Annotated in this window: 9 protein-coding genes; 2 read left to right on the top strand and 7 right to left on the bottom strand. The window is 65.2% G+C overall.

Annotation, left to right across the window (positions count from 1 at the left end):
- Nucleotides 1-51: 51 nt before the first annotated feature.
- Nucleotides 52-552: a hypothetical protein gene (locus ACERK3_05225; GenBank protein MFA9477693.1), complete on the bottom strand. Its 501-nt coding sequence runs from the start codon at nt 550-552 to the stop codon at nt 52-54.
- On the bottom strand, nt 549-2,489 hold the full coding sequence (locus ACERK3_05220) for a HEAT repeat domain-containing protein (protein MFA9477692.1): 1,941 nt from the start codon (nt 2,487-2,489) through the stop codon (nt 549-551). Before ACERK3_05220 ends, ACERK3_05225 begins: the two co-directional genes overlap by 4 nt.
- A 305-nt stretch (nt 2,490-2,794) precedes the next feature.
- Here ACERK3_05220 and ACERK3_05215 point away from each other — a divergent pair, with 305 nt between their 5' ends.
- Nucleotides 2,795-3,292: a DUF2617 family protein gene (locus tag ACERK3_05215; protein MFA9477691.1), complete on the top strand. Its 498-nt coding sequence runs from the start codon at nt 2,795-2,797 to the stop codon at nt 3,290-3,292.
- Nucleotides 3,293-3,414: 122 nt separating this feature from the next.
- On the opposite strand, the gene typA is transcribed toward ACERK3_05215, so the two are convergent.
- Nucleotides 3,415-5,301: a translational GTPase TypA gene (gene typA / locus ACERK3_05210; GenBank protein ID MFA9477690.1), complete on the bottom strand. Its 1,887-nt coding sequence runs from the start codon at nt 5,299-5,301 to the stop codon at nt 3,415-3,417.
- A gap of 436 nt (nt 5,302-5,737) precedes the next feature.
- Here typA and ilvB point away from each other — a divergent pair, with 436 nt between their 5' ends.
- Nucleotides 5,738-7,540, top strand: coding sequence for a biosynthetic-type acetolactate synthase large subunit (gene ilvB / locus ACERK3_05205; GenBank protein ID MFA9477689.1), 1,803 nt, complete (start codon nt 5,738-5,740; stop codon nt 7,538-7,540).
- A 56-nt stretch (nt 7,541-7,596) separates the two neighbouring features.
- Here ilvB and ACERK3_05200 read toward each other — a convergent pair whose 3' ends face one another.
- From ACERK3_05200 to ACERK3_05185, 4 genes are all read right to left on the bottom strand, one after another.
- Nucleotides 7,597-9,081: an efflux transporter outer membrane subunit gene (locus ACERK3_05200; GenBank protein MFA9477688.1), complete on the bottom strand. Its 1,485-nt coding sequence runs from the start codon at nt 9,079-9,081 to the stop codon at nt 7,597-7,599.
- A complete protein-coding gene (locus ACERK3_05195) occupies nt 9,078-12,215 on the bottom strand; it encodes an efflux RND transporter permease subunit (protein MFA9477687.1) in 3,138 nt (1,045 codons plus the stop codon). Before ACERK3_05195 ends, ACERK3_05200 begins: the two co-directional genes overlap by 4 nt.
- Before the next feature lie 64 nt (nt 12,216-12,279).
- Nucleotides 12,280-13,443, bottom strand: a complete 1,164-nt coding sequence (locus ACERK3_05190; GenBank protein MFA9477686.1) for an efflux RND transporter periplasmic adaptor subunit — start codon at nt 13,441-13,443, stop codon at nt 12,280-12,282.
- Nucleotides 13,444-13,516: 73 nt separating this feature from the next.
- Complete coding sequence (locus tag ACERK3_05185; protein MFA9477685.1) at nt 13,517-15,856, bottom strand: beta-ketoacyl synthase N-terminal-like domain-containing protein; 2,340 nt, start codon at nt 15,854-15,856, stop codon at nt 13,517-13,519.
- Between the last annotated feature and the right edge of the window lie 138 nt (nt 15,857-15,994).

Here is a 15,994-nt window from a genome sequence, read left to right as displayed (position 1 = left end):
ATTGCCGCGGGCCCATCACAACGTCCATTGGACCCGGTATCGCCCCCAATATCAAGGCGCGTCCGACAGGCGACGCTCATGCACCGGCGTTGCGGCCGAGCTTTCCAGGCTGTCGAACAGAGCCGACCGGATCGCCAGCAGTCGGCGGATGATCGCCGCCCGGCGGTGCTGTGACCGCCTGGCCAGGTACTGCCGGGCGTGGTGGCCCAGCGTGCGTCGCGAGAGCATCAGCGTCAATGGCGAAGGCAGCCTTTCATGCCGGGCGATCCGCACCAGCAGCCACTGCTCGCGCAAGGTAAGCCCCATGTGGCTGGCGGTACGGTAAAACACCCACCACGGCCGAGGCTGCTCGTTGCGCTGCTTCCACCAGTTCCATACCCAGACAATCGCCAGGATGAACAGCAGCACCGAGCCGGAGAGAATCACCCAGCCGACGGAAATGGTCGAATCACCCCAGTGATCGCGCACCGCCCGTAACGGCATCGGCAGCTCGCCGCCCGTGCCCGTCGCCTGGGCCAGCAGCATAGAAGGCGTAATGACAGTGCTCATCATGCAGACGCCTTCCCCTTCGTGCCAGCCTCGCCCGCGTCGGACTTGCCATCCGCGCCTTGCTGAGTGGTGAGCCTCTCGATCAGGTCGCGGATGACCGTGTCGGCCCGCTGGCGAATCTGCTCCTCCGGATCGTGCAGCGACATCTCCGCCACCTTGCGAGCCACCGACAACAACCCCATATCCTTAATCAGCCAGAGCGCCGACACACGATGCTCCGCCCGATCGTCGTTGAGCATGCGCGTGAGCGCTTGCAACGCCTCACGCGTCCGCGACTGCATCAGCGCCCGGATCGCGTTGGCCCGCGGCCGATTCGCTTCGTCCTCCGCCATGGTCATCAGGCGATCGAGCTGCTTTTCATCGTCGACCTGCTCCATCTGCTCGAGCGCCTCGATCGCATTGGCACGCACTCGGCTGTCCGGGTGGTCAAGCGCCTGCTCCACCGACTCGACGGAAACCTCGCTCTCGGTCGTGCCCAGCGCCCGCACTGCCGCGGAGGCGATGTGTTCATCCTTGTCGGTTGCCAGCCGTTTCAGCGCGGCCTCGAAGAACGAGCCCTGATTGAGCTGTTCGATCATCGACAACGCTCGGAGGCGCATCGCGCGATCTTCGCGTTTGAGCTTTTCGCCGATCATGCGGTGGAAGTTCGCGTCGATTTTCATCAGCGCCTGCGCCGCAGCTGTCCGTCGCGCGGGCTCAAGCTTTGGCCAGAGTGCCCACAACCGAGCAAAGCCCAGCGGCGAAAGGTGCACGCCAGCCAGCTTCCGCACGCTTTCATGCGGACTGTTGACCAACCGTGTCAACAACCGAGGCAGTTCGGGATAGCCCGTGGCGATCAGATGTCGTATCGCAATGCGAGCCAGCGCCGGCTCCGGGTCGTCGCAAAAGGCTACGAATCGCTGCGTCATCGACTGCGCCAGTTCCGCATCGTCGCGGTACTGCCTGGCCATCGTCAGCAGTCGGCGCAACACCGCCAGCCGCGTGGCCGCGTCCGGGGCGTTGCACAACCCCGCCAGACTAGCCAACCGCTGCTTCTCGTCAGCAGGCAGAGCATCCAACCAGGTGGGAAGCCCACGCAAAGCCGACGTGTCGAACTCACGCTGCCGTGACGCATCAGGCCACAGCGACTCAATATTCTTCACCCGCGCCAACGGCCGACGCACACCCGGCAGCAGCAGCAGGTGGTAGTGCACCAGCACATCGCTCATCATGCCCGCGTCGTTGCAGCAGCGCAGCCCGTCCATCGCCGCGTCGGCTTGCGAGGCGAAGCCGAGCATCGGCAGCAGCGCCCGCCGCGCCGCCGGGTGCTCCGCCCGTCGCAGCAGCGTACTCATCGCAGCGCCGGCCGGCGACTTGATGTCCACCACCGCCTGGCATGCCTCGTCCATCGGCCGCGGCAGCAGCCACGCCATCGCCAGCAGCACCGACGACTCGCGATGCCGCGGAAACCGCTTGACCGCATCCGTGATCGCTGTCTGAAGATAAGCCGCTGCCTCGGCATCCAGCGTGGGCAGTCGTTCGGGCTTCGGATCGCTCGCCGCTAGTTCCGCCAGGCGAAGCAGACAACTGCCCGCCGACGCCAGCAGCCCCTCCGCGCCATGGCGGAGTTGCTCACTCACAAGGTAGGCCAACCGTGTATTCCGCGACCGCTGAACCAGCGTGATCACGTTCTCCGGCCCGTGCCCCTGCCGTCGGCTCGCCGCCTCGCGAAGCGGACGGAACAGCCGTGGCACCTGCTCAACCACCTGCGCCTGAATGTCCACCGGCAGCCGGTGGTATTGCATCACCAGCCCCAGCATGCCCTCAGGCTGGGCGCGTTCAACCAGCATCGGGACCATCCGCCGAATGGCGGCCTGGTCTGCCGTCGCCAGCGCCGCCGCCATGGCACGGTCCACACTCGGGTCGGCGATCCCGCGAAGATGGTGGTAAAGAGCGTCCATAAAGAAGTAACGGTTACCGCGGCCGGCCCGCCCGGACCGACAGCGCACTGCAAATCTTTATCGGCTCATCCACCCTACCTGCTGTAAATGGAACCAGGTCAGGCAAAACATGGGAAGAAATCGCGAAAATCCACCATTTTTTACTTTCAACTCAGCCTCAGCCCGATATAATCCGGTCTGACCCCGCAAGGCTCCCCACAAATTGTGGCCCGTCCCAACGCTGGCGACGACGTCACTCAGTAAACAATCAGAGGTTTGTAATGAGCATTGGACACAAGTCCTCCAATACGCAGGTTTTGCGGCTTATGGTATACCGCCGCGCCCTTCACCCCGAACTATTCGATCTCCAAGCCCGCCGGACCGACCGGCACGGCGATTATGAGATCGAAGCCTGGGCCACCCCCGGCGGCCACGTCGCTCGGTTCCAGACCGGCGGCCAGGTTCTCACCGAAACCGTCCTCGACGCAGGCGACCACCTGCCCGAGACCGGCCTGGTCCACGCCTTGCCCTGCCTCGGCGAAAAAGACTACGAACTCGAGCCCGATGGCAAGATCGGCTACGTCACCACCATCCAGACCGAGTCGCTCACCGACAACCTCTACAACGCCACCCTGCGCGAAATGGAGGACTTCGTCCGTGAGACCGGCTCCCTCAGCCACAGCTGGAACGACCATGCCGGCGTCCCCTGCCTCACCGCACTCGACGTACAGAAGTACAAACGAGAGTTTCACATTCAGAGCTACCACCTGTTCGGCAGCAATGGCATGGTTCTCCGGACCCAGTCGATCTTCGAAATTATCTAAGATCGCAACGCGACCCCTCACAACCGCAACTAAATGAAGAAGCCCACGGCGTCACGCCGTGGGCTTCTTTTATTCAAACATGTTTTGATCTTAACCTTGTATCCACCAAGCCCCCGCCCTTATCACGCCTCGGCCAGGCTCTTCGCCCGCCGCTGGTCGCGACGACGGTCCGACTCCTTGATCAGCTTCTTGCGAATGCGGATCGACTCCGGCGTCACCTCCACCAACTCGTCTTCGTCGATGTATTCCAGGCACGCTTCCAGCGACATCTTCCGCGCCGGCCGAACCTGTGCCGCATCGTCCTTACCCGACGCGCGAACGTTGCTGAGCTTCTTGCCCTTGACCGCGTTCACCACCAGGTCGTTCTCGCGGTTGTGCTCGCCGATGACTTGGCCTTCGTAGACCTGATCGCCCGGGCTGACAAAAAAGAACCCGCGGTCGTACAGCGCATCCAACGCGTAAGCCGTCACCTGACCCGCTTCCGAGCTGATGAGCACGCCCTGCGATCGCTCGGCTCCGGGAATCTCACCACGCAGCGGCTCATACCGCAGCAGCACGTGGTGCATGATCGCTCGACCCTGCGTCGCGGTCAGCATTCGGCTGCGAAGCCCCATCAACCCACGAGCGGGAATGGTGAACTCCATGTGCGCGAAGCCGCTCGTACCCGCCTTCGCATCCATCTTCAACAGCTCCGCCCGTCGATCGCCCACCAGCGACATCACGCTGCTCTGGCACTCGCTTGGACAGTCGACCACCAGCAGTTCGACCGGCTCATGCGTCTTGCCATCAACCTCTTTCGTGATCACGCGCGGCTTGCCGATCGCCAACTCAAACCCTTCGCGGCGCATGTTCTCAATCACCACGCCAATGTGCATCAGCCCACGGCCCGACACGCGGAACTGCTCCGGCGTCTCGCCCTGCTCCACACGCAACGCCACGTTCGAACGCAGCTCCTTCTCCAGCCGCGCCGCGATCTGCCGACTCGTCACGTACTGGCCTTCACGACCGGCGAACGGCGAGTCGTTCACACGAAATGTCATGTGCAGCGTCGGCTCGTCAATCTCAATCACCGGCAACGCCTCCGGCGACTCCGCACACGCGATCGTGTTGCCAATGTCGATCGGGTCCAGGCCTACGATGGCACAGATGTCGCCCGCCACCACGTGATCCACATCAACTCGGCCGAGCCCGCTGAACTGCAATGTCTTCAAAATGCGCTGCTGTGTGTGCTTGCCCGCACGGTCGATCACCGTCACCTGCATACCCGGCTTCAACGTGCCTGCAAACACACGCCCGATCGCGATGCGACCCACATAATCGCTGTAGTCCAACGACGTCACCAACATCTGCGGCGGGGCCGTCGCGTCCGCCTCCTCCGGCGAGGGGGCGGGCACCTGCTCGATGATCGCGTCGTAAAGCACCTTCATGTTCTCGCCACGTTCGTCAACATCGCGCGACGCCCAGCCTTCCTTCGCCGACGCGTAGATCACCGGAAAGTCCAGCGACTCGTCGTCGGCTTCCAATTCCACCAACAGGTCGAACACTTCGTTGACCACGTCGTCCGGCCGAGCGTCCGGCCGATCGATCTTGTTCACCACCACAACCGGCTTGAGCTTGTGCTCCAACGCCTTGCCCAGCACGAACCGCGTCTGCGGCATCGGCCCTTCAAATGCATCGACCACAAGCAGCACGCCGTCCGCCATCTTCAGCACGCGCTCCACCTCGCCGCCGAAGTCGGCGTGGCCCGGCGTGTCGATCAGGTTGATCTTGTACTTCTCGCCGTCAGGCGTGGTGTACGCCACGGCACAGTTCTTTGCGAGAATCGTGATCCCACGCTCCCGCTCCAGGTCGTTCGAGTCCATGACCAGGCCATGCTGCCCGCCGGCGAGCTTGTCCAGATCCTCGTTGCGGAACATGCCCGACTGGTAAAGAAGTTGGTCTACGAGTGTGGTTTTGCCATGGTCGACGTGGGCGATAATGGCGACGTTGCGCAGATGGTCAGCGGACATACAATGGTCTCACGGGCCGGCGTCAGCCGGTCTTAGGTGTCAGTAGCAGGATGCGATTCGGGGGATTGCCATCCAGAGGCAAGTCGGGCATTATACCACACCACGGCCGATCGGGAAGGGCCCACTTGCCAACCGTCGACAGATCCCTTCCCAAACCCCGATTTACCGTTGCTTCCGCCTCCATCAGTCGATATACTTTTACGACATGCGTGCTCAGAATGCCCCCCAGTTCGCCTCGCTCGTGGTCGCCCGGCCGATGCTGTCGGTTGTTGGCGTCGGCGTCGCCGTTAGCTGAGCGGACGACCCGCACGTCTCCTGACAGCCAACCCGCACGCCCGATTTAACCGAACATTCACACACCGAACATCGCCCCCGGACCACACGCGCCGCATGCCCCCGGCCGCCGCCGCGTGTCGACCACACAGGACGCTGACCAATGCAACCGACCACCAACAACCTCACCGCACACGACGTCACCGCCCCCCACGGCACGCTCACCGACAAATACGTCGGCATGACCGGCGCACAGATCTTCCACGAAATGATGCGCGAACATGAAGTCAAACACATGTTCGGCTATCCCGGCGGCGCGATCCTCCCCGTCTTCGACGCTATCCACGAATCCAAGCAGTTCCACTTCGTCCTCTCACGACACGAACAGGGCGCCGGCCACATGGCCGAGGGCTACGCCCGCGCCTCCGGCAAGGTCGGCGTTGTCCTCGTCACCTCCGGCCCCGGCGCGACCAACACCGTCACCGCCCTCCAAGATGCCCTGATGGACGGCACGCCCATCATCGTCTTCTCCGGCCAGGTCGCCACCAGCGCCATCGGCACCGACGCCTTCCAGGAAGCCGACGTCACCGGCATCACACGCCCCTGCACCAAGTGGAACGTGCTCGTCAAAAACGTCCGCGACCTCCCCCGCGCCATCAACCAGGCCTTCCACATTGCCACCACCGGTCGGCCCGGCCCCGTGCTCGTCGACCTGCCCAAAGACGTCACCGCCGCTGTGCTCAACGAGCCGGTCTACGACCAGCCTCACCTGCCCGGCTACCACATCCGCGAAGCCGGCACGTCCAGCGAAATCGAACGCGCCGCGGAACTGATCAACAACGCCCAGCGACCCCTGCTCTACGTCGGCCAGGGCGCGATCCTCTCCAATGCCTACAACGTGCTCGGCGAGTGTGCCCGCAAAGCCGGCATCCCCGTCACCACCACGCTGCACGGCCTCGGTGCGTTCGACGAAACCGACGACCTCAGCCTTCACATGGTCGGCATGCACGGCTCGGCCTACGCCAACTGGGCCATGCGCGACGCCGACGTCATCATCTCCGTCGGCGCACGCTTTGACGACCGCGTCACCGGCAACCCCAAGAAGTTCGCGCCCGGCGCACGCGCCGCCGAACGCGAAGGCCGCGGCGGTCTCATCCACTTCGACATCGCCCCGGAGAACATCAACAAAGCCATCCCCGTCACCATCGGCGTGGAAGGCGACGCCCGCAAAAACCTTGAGCTGCTCCTGCCGCTGCTCACATCGCCCGACCGTAAGCCGTGGCTCGACCAGCTCACCACGTGGAAGAACGATCACCCGTTCCGCTACAACGCCGACGAGCGTGAGTTCCACATGAAGCCCCAGGCCGTCATCGAAGAACTCTACAAGCAGACCGGCGGCGACGCCGTGCTCACCACCGGCGTCGGCCAGCACCAGATGTGGGCCGCCCAGTTCTACAAGTTCAAGCATCCACGCCAGTGGATCACCTCCGGCGGCCTGGGCACGATGGGCTACGGCGTGCCCGCCAGTGTCGGCGCGAAGCTCGCCGTCGACGCCCTGCTCGACGGCAAGCCCGTCATCAATATCGATGGCGACGGCAGCTTCTGCATGACCGCGATGGAAATGGTCACCGCTGCCCAATACAAAATCGCCGCCAAGACCATCATCCTCAACAACGACTTCCAGGGCATGGTCAAGCAGTGGCAGGACTTGTTCTACGAAGAACGCTACAGCCACACGCAAATGCACAACCCCGACTTTGTCGCACTGACCAACGCGATGAACTGCAAGGGCTTCCGCGTCACGAACCTGGCCGACCTGCCCAAGGTCATGGCCGAGTTCCTCGCCCACGACGGCCCGGCCGTGCTCGACGCGCTCGTTGAAAAACACGAGCACGTCTACCCCATGCTCCCCGCCGGCAAGACCGCCGACGACATGGTCCTCGGCCCCCCCGGCGGCTGGGCATAAAACCCTCCGAAAAACACACCCCCACAAAGCTCACGGATGGTCATCCGTGGGCTTTTTTATTCATCATCCACGGCCCAACCGCCACCCAGCGCCTTATACAGCGCCCCAAGCTCGACCATCACCGCCGTCTGCCGCTGCGCCTGCTGCCGACGTGCCTCCGCCAGCTCGCGCTCCGCATCCAGCACCGCGAGAAAGTCGCTCAACCCCTGCTCGTACAGCCGCAGCGCAAGCTCGGCCGACTGCTCCGTAGACGCCACCACGTCGGCCGTCCGCCGCGCCCCACGATCGCTTTGCACGTACCGCGCCGCCGCTGCCTCCACTTCCTCCAACGCCAGTAACACCGCCTGCTCCAGCCGCACCCACGCCGCGTCGCGCCGCACCTCTTCGCCCAGCAACTCCGCCCGCAATCGCCCGCCCTCGAACAACGGCAGCGATAGCGAAGGCCCGATCGCAAACACACCGCTGCCCGCGTCGATCAACATATTCGCCGCATCACTCTCCAGCCCCGCACTGCCGATGACGAACAACCGCGGATACAGTGCCGCCGTCGCCACGCCCACCTCCGCCGTCGCCGCTGCCAGCTCGCGCTCCGCCTGCCGCAGGTCCGGCCGACGCCGCAGCAATTCCGACGGCACGCCCATCGGCGCCGCGACCGGCTCCCATGCCACCGGCTCCGTCTCAAGCAGCTCATCCAGCAACGCCGTCGGCGACTCACCCAACAACACCGCCAACCGATACGCCCCCGCCTGCAACTGCGACCGCACCGTCGGCAAGTCCGCCTCCACACGCTCCACCTGCGACTGCGCTCGCGTCACATCCAACCGCGGCGACAACCCCGCCGCATGCCGCCGTTCGACCAGTTCCAACGTCCGCCGCTGTAATCGAAGCGTTTCCTGCAACGTCGCCCACTCGCGTTGCGTACCGCGCAGCTCAACGTAATTCCGCACCACCTCGCCCACCACGGTGAGCAACGTGCCGTGTCCACCTTCCACCGCCGCATCAACCTGGGCATCCACCGCCTCGACCCGTCGGCGCGTCCCGCCGAACACATCCACCTCCCACGACGCATCAAAGCCGACGCTGAACAGGTTCGCCGTCTGCGAACCGCCGCCCGCCTGACCGCCCGACCCCGGCGTGTCGGGTGTCGGCGCCTGGCCCGGCCGCGGCGCGGTTTCGCTTTCACGAAATCGCCGATAGTCCGCCCCCGCCTCAACGCTCGGCCAACGCGATCCCGCCACCGCCTGCCGTTGCGCCCGCGCCTCACGCACGCGCAGCCGCGCCAGTTCGATGTCATGATTCCCCGCCACCGCCCGCTCGACCATCTCGCTCAACTGCGGATCGCCAAACACCGCCCACCACGCAACGCTCGGCGACGCCATCGGCCCCGCCACCGCCTCACCCTCATCCCCAACCACCGCTGCATCACCCGACCACGCCGTCGGCATCTCCACCGTCGGCTGCTCATAGCTCGGCCCGACCGTGCAGCCGCCCGCTAACAACGCCACCCACGCAAACGCCCATACAAACGCGACACGTTTCACGTCGCACCTCCCGTTGCAACCGGCGTCGGCGTTGGCTCCACCCACACCCCGCGCACCCGCCGCGCCAGCACATACACCGCAGGCGTAAACAAAATCGCCAATATCATCGACCCACCCACGCCCCCGGCCAGCACAATCGCCAGCGACGGCCAGAACGCACCACCAACAAAAATCAGCAACGGCACAAACCCGCCGATCGTCGTCAACGTCGTCGATATCAAATGCCGCGAACAATCCACCACACGCTCCGCCACCGCATCCACATCCCCCGCGTGCGCCTGCGGATGTTTGCGGATCGCGTTAAGCACCACGATGCTGTTGTTAAACGCCACCCCGATCAACCCCATCGCCCCGAGCATCGTGTTGAAGCTGAATGACAGACCCCACACCCACGTCACCCCCACCGACAGCCCTACGCTCAACATCGCCACCGTAATCAGCAGCAGCGCCAGCAACACACTGCGAAACGTGAGCACCAACGTCGTGATCGCCATCGCGATCAGCACCGGCGCGTACTGCATCAGGTTGCCTACCGCCTGGTCCTGCTGCTCCGCATCACCGCCCAGTTCAAGCCAGTAGCCGTCGGGCAAGGTAAAGTCGCTCGCATCGAGCATCTTCCGCACATCGTTCGCCACATCAATCGACAGCGCCCCCGCTCGCGTGTACCCCTGCACCGAGTTGAACCGCTGCCCGTTGTACCTTGTCACCGTCGGCAGCTCAGGCCGCAACCGCAGCTCGCCCAACGCCGACAGCGGCACCCACCCCTCACCCTGCGGATGCAAAAATCGCATCGACGACAACCTCGACATCTCCCGCCGATGCGCGTCGTCATAGCGAACATACACCGGCATCTGCTCGATCTGCTCGATCACGCTCCCTGCCGCGATCCCCTCAAGCGAGCCTTCAAGCTGGCGGGCAAGGTCATCCAACGTCAGCCCCGCGAGCATCGCTTCATCCTCATCCGCATCAAGCCACAGCTTCGGCCGACCACGCGGCAAACTGACCTGTGTGTGCACAACCTCCGCATGTGACTGCAACATCAGCCGCAGTTGATCGCCAAGCGTTTGCAACACGGCGATGCTCGGGCCGTGGATGCGCAGTTCCACCTCCGCCTCGCTCGGCGGCCCCTGGCCGAACGCATCCACCACCACCTGCGCCTCGGGGAAGTGGTCGTTCAACGCGGCCTGCAGCGCGGGCACGAGTCGAGCGGTGTCCGCGTCGGATCGACTGGTGACGATCGCCTGCCCGAAATGTCGCGCGCCGTCGTAGCCATAGATCACGTTGTAAAACACCGGCGGATAACCGCCGCCGATCATCCAATCAACGTCCGCCACACCCGCGTCGTCGCGCATCACCGCTTCCATACGCTGCGCGACCTCGGCGGTACGCTCAAGCGACGCATCATCGCTCAGCCAGAAGCGCACATGAAACATGTCACGATCGACCGGAGGGAAAAACGCAGTTCCCATACTCGGCATCAGCGCGAAGCCCGCTACTGGCAACAGACACGCCAGGCCGATGCCGATCGCCGGCGTCGCAAACGCATGCTGCAATCCCGCACGGTAGCGATCCGTCAGCCAGTCACTGCGCACCCCGTCACGCCACCACCGCTTATCCGCACGTGCCGCCGCCTTCGCACCAAGCAGCGCCGCCAACGCCGGGATCACCGTAAAGGCGAGCAGAAACGACGACGCCAGCGCCAGCATCACCGCAATGGCGATCGGGCTGACAAAATCGCCCGCCGGCCCCGGCAGCAGCGCGATCGGCGCAAACGCGAGCATCGTCGTCAACGTCGACGAAAGCAGCGGGAAAAACAGATACTCCACCGTCTCGCGCACCGCCGCCCGCGCCGCCATGCCCGCTTCAAGGCGTTTGCGCACCTCGTCCGTCATCACGATCGCGTTGTCGATCAGCAGCCCCGTTGCGATGATCATGCCGAACATCGACATCTGCTGCAGCGTCCCGCCGAGCACGAGCAGGCCGAACAACGTCAGCCCCGCCGACATCGGCAGCGCCGCGCCCACCAGCAGCGAAAACCGGGCGCCCATCAACACAAGAATCACCAGCATCACCACGCCCGCGCCCGCGAGCAGGTTCCAACCAAGTTGCCCCAACCGCTCGGCCGTGTACGTACTCTGATCGAAACGAATATCAACCCCAACCCCGTCACCCACTTCAACACGAAACCGCTCGACCGCAGCGCGGGCCGCGCGGGCCCATCGGTCTGTCTGTTGATCGCTCCCCATGCGCGCCGCCACCAGCACCGCCCGCTCGCCGTTCGCCAGCGCGATTGTCTCCGGCGGATCACGCCACGTCCGCCGTACATCCGCCACATCACCCACCCGCAGCACGCTGCCCGCCTCACCGTCGCGCACCGCCACGTTGCGAACGCGCTGCACCGAGTCCAGCTCGCCCGTGACTTCCAGTTGAATGTCCGACCGCCCCGACCGAGCGATGCCCGCCGGCTGCTTCACGTCCGCATCAATCAACCGCTGCGCCAGCGCACCAGGCGTCAGCCCCGCCAACGCCAACGCCTCATCATCCACCACCACCGTAATCTGCTCGCTCGGCTCACCCGCCAACCGAACCAGTTCCGTCCCCGGCACCGCCCGCAACCGGTCCGCCAACACCTCCGCTTGCCGACGCAACACCCCCATCGCCGGCTCGCCTTCCCGCCACGTCAACGCAACAATCAACGTCTCCGCCACCGCGCCCCGCTGATCTTCCAACTGCGGCCGACTCGCCTCGGCAGGCAGCTCACGCTGCACCTCCGCCAGCCGATCGCGCATCTTGCTGAACACCTGCTCGTTCTGTCCCTCGCCAACCCAGTCATGCAACACCACCGCCACCAGCGACAACCCGTCGCTCGACGTCGACACAAACTCACGAATCTCCGGCACCTCCCGCAGCACCCGTTCCACCGGCTCGGTCACCAGCGCCTCGACCCGCTGCGCCGAATAGCCCGGCGACTGCGTAATCACCAGCGGAAACCGATTCACCATCCGCGGGTCTTCCAGCCGCGGCAGCGCCAGCAACGCCGACACCCCCGCCACCGCGACCACCACAATCGACAACCACAGCAGATGCCGGTTGCGAATGAACAACGTCGCCAGCGAATGATCTTCCAACGCCATCGCCCCGCTCCTCAACACCGCAAGCCACGTCCGGCATCATCGCACCAGCCCCAGCCGCGTCCGCCTACGGCTCGTCCGCCACCCGCACCACCTGCCCCGGCGTCAATCGATGCAACCCATCCGCCACCACACGCTGACCCTCCGCCAACGCCCCCCTCACGAACGCGCGTTCGCCATCCTGATACAGCAACTCCACGTCCCGCCGTGACACCCGCGCCGCTCCGCCATCCGTCTCAACCACATAGCAAGCCCACAACCCGCGTGCCCCCTCCGTCAGCGCCGACAACGGCAGCCAATACCCTGCCCCCGCCACCTGTCGCTCAACGCTCAGCACCGCCGTGTCCCCGCGACGCAAATCGTTCAACTCGCCATCGAGCACGAGCAGCACATCCACCATCCGCGTCGCCCGCTCGCGCACCGGCAGCAGCGACCGCACCTCGGCCGCCACCGTCTCGCCATTCACCTGCACCGACACCACATCGCCCGCCGCATACCGCCGTACCGCATCCCCCGCCAGCCCCACACGCACGCGAGGCCAATGCCGGTCCAGCAGCTCAAACACGGCCGCCCCCTCACTCGCCACCTGCCCCTCGTCCACCATCCGCCTCGCCACCACCGCATCAAACGGCGACACCAGTTCGCTCTTCCTTAAATCAACTTCCAACGTCGTCAGCGACGCCTCCGCCCGCGCCTCCGCCGCTTCCGCCGTCGCCAGTTCGCTCCGCGCCTCATCCACCTCGCGCGACGACACCGCGTCATGCTCTGCCGCCTCCGTCGTCCGCTCGTACGTCTGCTCCGCCAGCTCCGTGCGTGCTCGCGCCTCGCGCAACGATGCCTCCAACTCATGCCGGCGAGCTTCCAGCCGGGCCGTGTCCAGTCGAGCCAGCACCTGCCCACGCTCGACCGTATCGCCTTCGTCTACCAACAACTCCGCCATCATGCCCGACAGTTCAAAACCCACCGCACTCTGGCGGGCCGGCTCGACCTGCCCGACAAACTGCCGCACCACCTCGTACCCCTCCGCCGCTTCCACCGCCACCACGCGCACCGACATCGCCCGCACCGGCGCTGCCGCCGCTTCGTCACCCGCTCCCGTGCTGATCAAAATCACAACCACCACCACCGCCAGCAACACCACCGCAACCGCCAGGCTCACCACCGTCACCACCCACGGCCGAGCCGACCACCACCTCCGCCTGCCCTGCTTGCCCTCGCCTTCGGCCGCCATCGCCCCTCCTTAAACGGCACGCCCCAACCAGACCGCGTCAGCGCCTGCGCTCCATAGCCGCCCGGTCGACCCGTCACCGCCGCACCCGCACCGCCGACATCGACCCGGCGTAATCGCTGCACAGCACCGCGAAGTCGTCCGCCGACTCATTGCCTGTCGCCGCGTTCAACGTCCCGCCCGTCGGCAGCCCGCCGCGCAACGCAGGCAGCTTGCCAGCCAGCAATGCCGCCGCGATCGCCGCGAACGGCCCGACGCTGAACATCTCGCCGAAATGCCCATACACACTGCTCACCGTCGCGTCCGCGCGAGCCGACGCCACCGCCGACGCCTCCGCTCTGCCGATCCACGTACTGTTCGCACTACTGATCACCTGCCGCGGCCCGCCCAGCCGATCCAGCAACTGACCCCACCGCCCCACAAACCCGCGCGCATCCCGCGGCGAGTGATATCCCGTCGTCGAGCTTTCAATCACGCCATACGTCTTCGCCCCCCGACGCTCGGCCGACGCCTGGCTCTCGATCATCAACGTCACCGCACCATTGCCCAGCACAAACCCATGCTCCGCATCAAACGGCGAGCACATCGTCTGATCGCCCGCATGCAATCCGCAATGCCGATAAGCATCACGCACAATATCCGTCGCTTCTTCCGCAGCGCAAATCATCGCCCGGTCCCACTGCCCCTGCTCAATGCGCAGCGCCGCCAGGTGCAGCGCATCCAGCCCCGCCGTCCGCGAGCCGATGATCGTCTGGCAAGGCCCGGTCAGCTTGAACATCAAACTCAAGTGCGCCGCCGCCGCGTTCGGCACCCCCTCGGCAAACAGCACCGCGTTCGCCGCTTCAATGCCTTCCTCCACCACCTGCCGGTAGTAGTCGGCACAGTAGCTCGCCGAGCCATGCGATGAGCCCGCGATCGCGGCGTCCTGCTCGCCAAACCCTTCGCCGTCTTCCAACCCCGCATCGCTGCACGCCAGCTTCGCCGAGCACAGCGCAAGCTTCACGTAGTCGCTCATCCGCCTCGCCCGCGGCGTCTGCAACATCTCCCGCACCGCCGCCTCGTCCACCATCGCCGACTGTCCCACCGGCGCTCCCGCCTCTGCCGACACGCGCGGCATCAACGCCTCATGCCCAATCGCATTCGGCAGCAGCACGCCAATGCCCGTCACCACCGGCCGCCGACCCGCATCACTCCCACGCGTCATTACCGTCGGCGCTTCCACCGCCGCCGCTTCCGCCGTCGGCGGCGCAAACACCACGCATGTATTCGCCCCACCAAACCCAAGCGAAAGGTTGATCGCGTACCGCAACGGCTTCGGCTCGGCATGATGCCGCGCGAAACGCAAATCCGGATACTCCAGATCCGCCACCTCAACATTATCCGTCGGCGGCACGTACCCATCATTCAAAGCGCACAACGTCAGTATGCACTCCACCGTCCCCGCGCCGCCAAGCGTATGACCAAGCCAACTCTTAAACGCCACCACCGGCACGTCCGACAACGTTTCCTCAAACACCTGCTTCAGCGCCGCATACTCGCCACGCTCGTTGTCCGGCGTGCCCGTCGCGTGCGCTGTCACCAGATCAATATCCGCAGGCGATAGCTCCGCCGACGCGAGCGCCTCGCGTATCGCTCGCACCGCGCCGCGCCCTTCCGGATGCGGCTGCGTCAGGTGATGCGCGTCCGCCGACTCGCCGAACCCGACCACTCGGCCGATCGGCTTCGCGCGACGCCGCCGCGCATCATCCGCCCGCTCCAGCACCACCGCGCCGTAACCTTCCCCAAGCTTCATCCCCTGTCGACCACGACCGAACGGCCGCGGCGGTCCCTCCGCCACCAATCGCAAACTGTTGAACCCCGCGTAGGCATACTCGCTGATCGGGTCGTACCCCCCCGCCACAACCATATCCAACTCGCCCGTCTGCAACAGCGTCACCGCCAGCGCGATGCTGCTCAACCCCGACGAGCAGGCCGAGCACGTTGTGGTCGCGATCCCCGTCAAGCCAAACGCTTCCGCCGCATCGTTGAGCACCGCGGCCGCTTGAAAATCATGCAAGGGCGTAAAGTCGTTCGCGCGAAAAAACGCGCCCCCCGCCCGCATCCCATGCAACGTCGTGCCGAACACCAGCCCGCACCGCTCGCCCGCGTAAGGCGACGCCCCCTCGCCGCCGAGCCCTGCCTCTTTCAACGCGTCCGCGATCGCATGGCGGAGGTAGCGCACCTCGCGCGGCCGACCATCGTCCTCGCCCGGCAACGCCGGCGCCTGCCCGCCATCGCGCGGCTCGCTCGGCTGCTGCTCCAGCGCAGTCAACGGACCAAGGCCGCTTTCGCCCTGACATATCCGCTGCCACGTGGTCTGACGATCCAGCCCCAGGGCGCTCACCAATCCGCTACCTGTAATGACGACGTCACGCAAAACGCTGTTTCCTCATCTACCCGCTCAACCTCAAAACGATGCCAGCTTACCTTGCCCCCGCCATGGCATACAAACCAAAACCCGCCATCGCAAACACTTACTGCCCCCGATCCCAAGTCCCCACCTCAAATCCCCCCC

The organism is Phycisphaerales bacterium AB-hyl4, from assembly GCA_041821185.1.
Lineage (GTDB): Bacteria > Planctomycetota > Phycisphaerae > Phycisphaerales > Phycisphaeraceae > Natronomicrosphaera > Natronomicrosphaera hydrolytica.
Note: the sequence above shows the minus strand (reverse complement) of the source record. Positions and strands in the feature narration are given on the sequence as shown.

What these genes read in the sequence shown, in the direction of transcription:
- ACERK3_05195 (MFA9477687.1), bottom strand. Translation starts at nt 12,215, where the DNA reads ATGGCGTTGGAAGATCATTCGCTGGCGACGTTGTTCATTCGCAACCGG.
- ACERK3_05190 (MFA9477686.1), bottom strand. Translation starts at nt 13,443, where the DNA reads ATGGCGGCCGAAGGCGAGGGCAAGCAGGGCAGGCGGAGGTGGTGGTCG.
- typA (MFA9477690.1), bottom strand. Translation starts at nt 5,301, where the DNA reads ATGTCCGCTGACCATCTGCGCAACGTCGCCATTATCGCCCACGTCGAC.
- ACERK3_05220 (MFA9477692.1), bottom strand. Translation starts at nt 2,489, where the DNA reads ATGGACGCTCTTTACCACCATCTTCGCGGGATCGCCGACCCGAGTGTG.
- ACERK3_05215 (MFA9477691.1), top strand. Translation starts at nt 2,795, where the DNA reads ATGGTATACCGCCGCGCCCTTCACCCCGAACTATTCGATCTCCAAGCC.
- ilvB (MFA9477689.1), top strand. Translation starts at nt 5,738, where the DNA reads ATGCAACCGACCACCAACAACCTCACCGCACACGACGTCACCGCCCCC.
- ACERK3_05225 (MFA9477693.1), bottom strand. Translation starts at nt 552, where the DNA reads ATGATGAGCACTGTCATTACGCCTTCTATGCTGCTGGCCCAGGCGACG.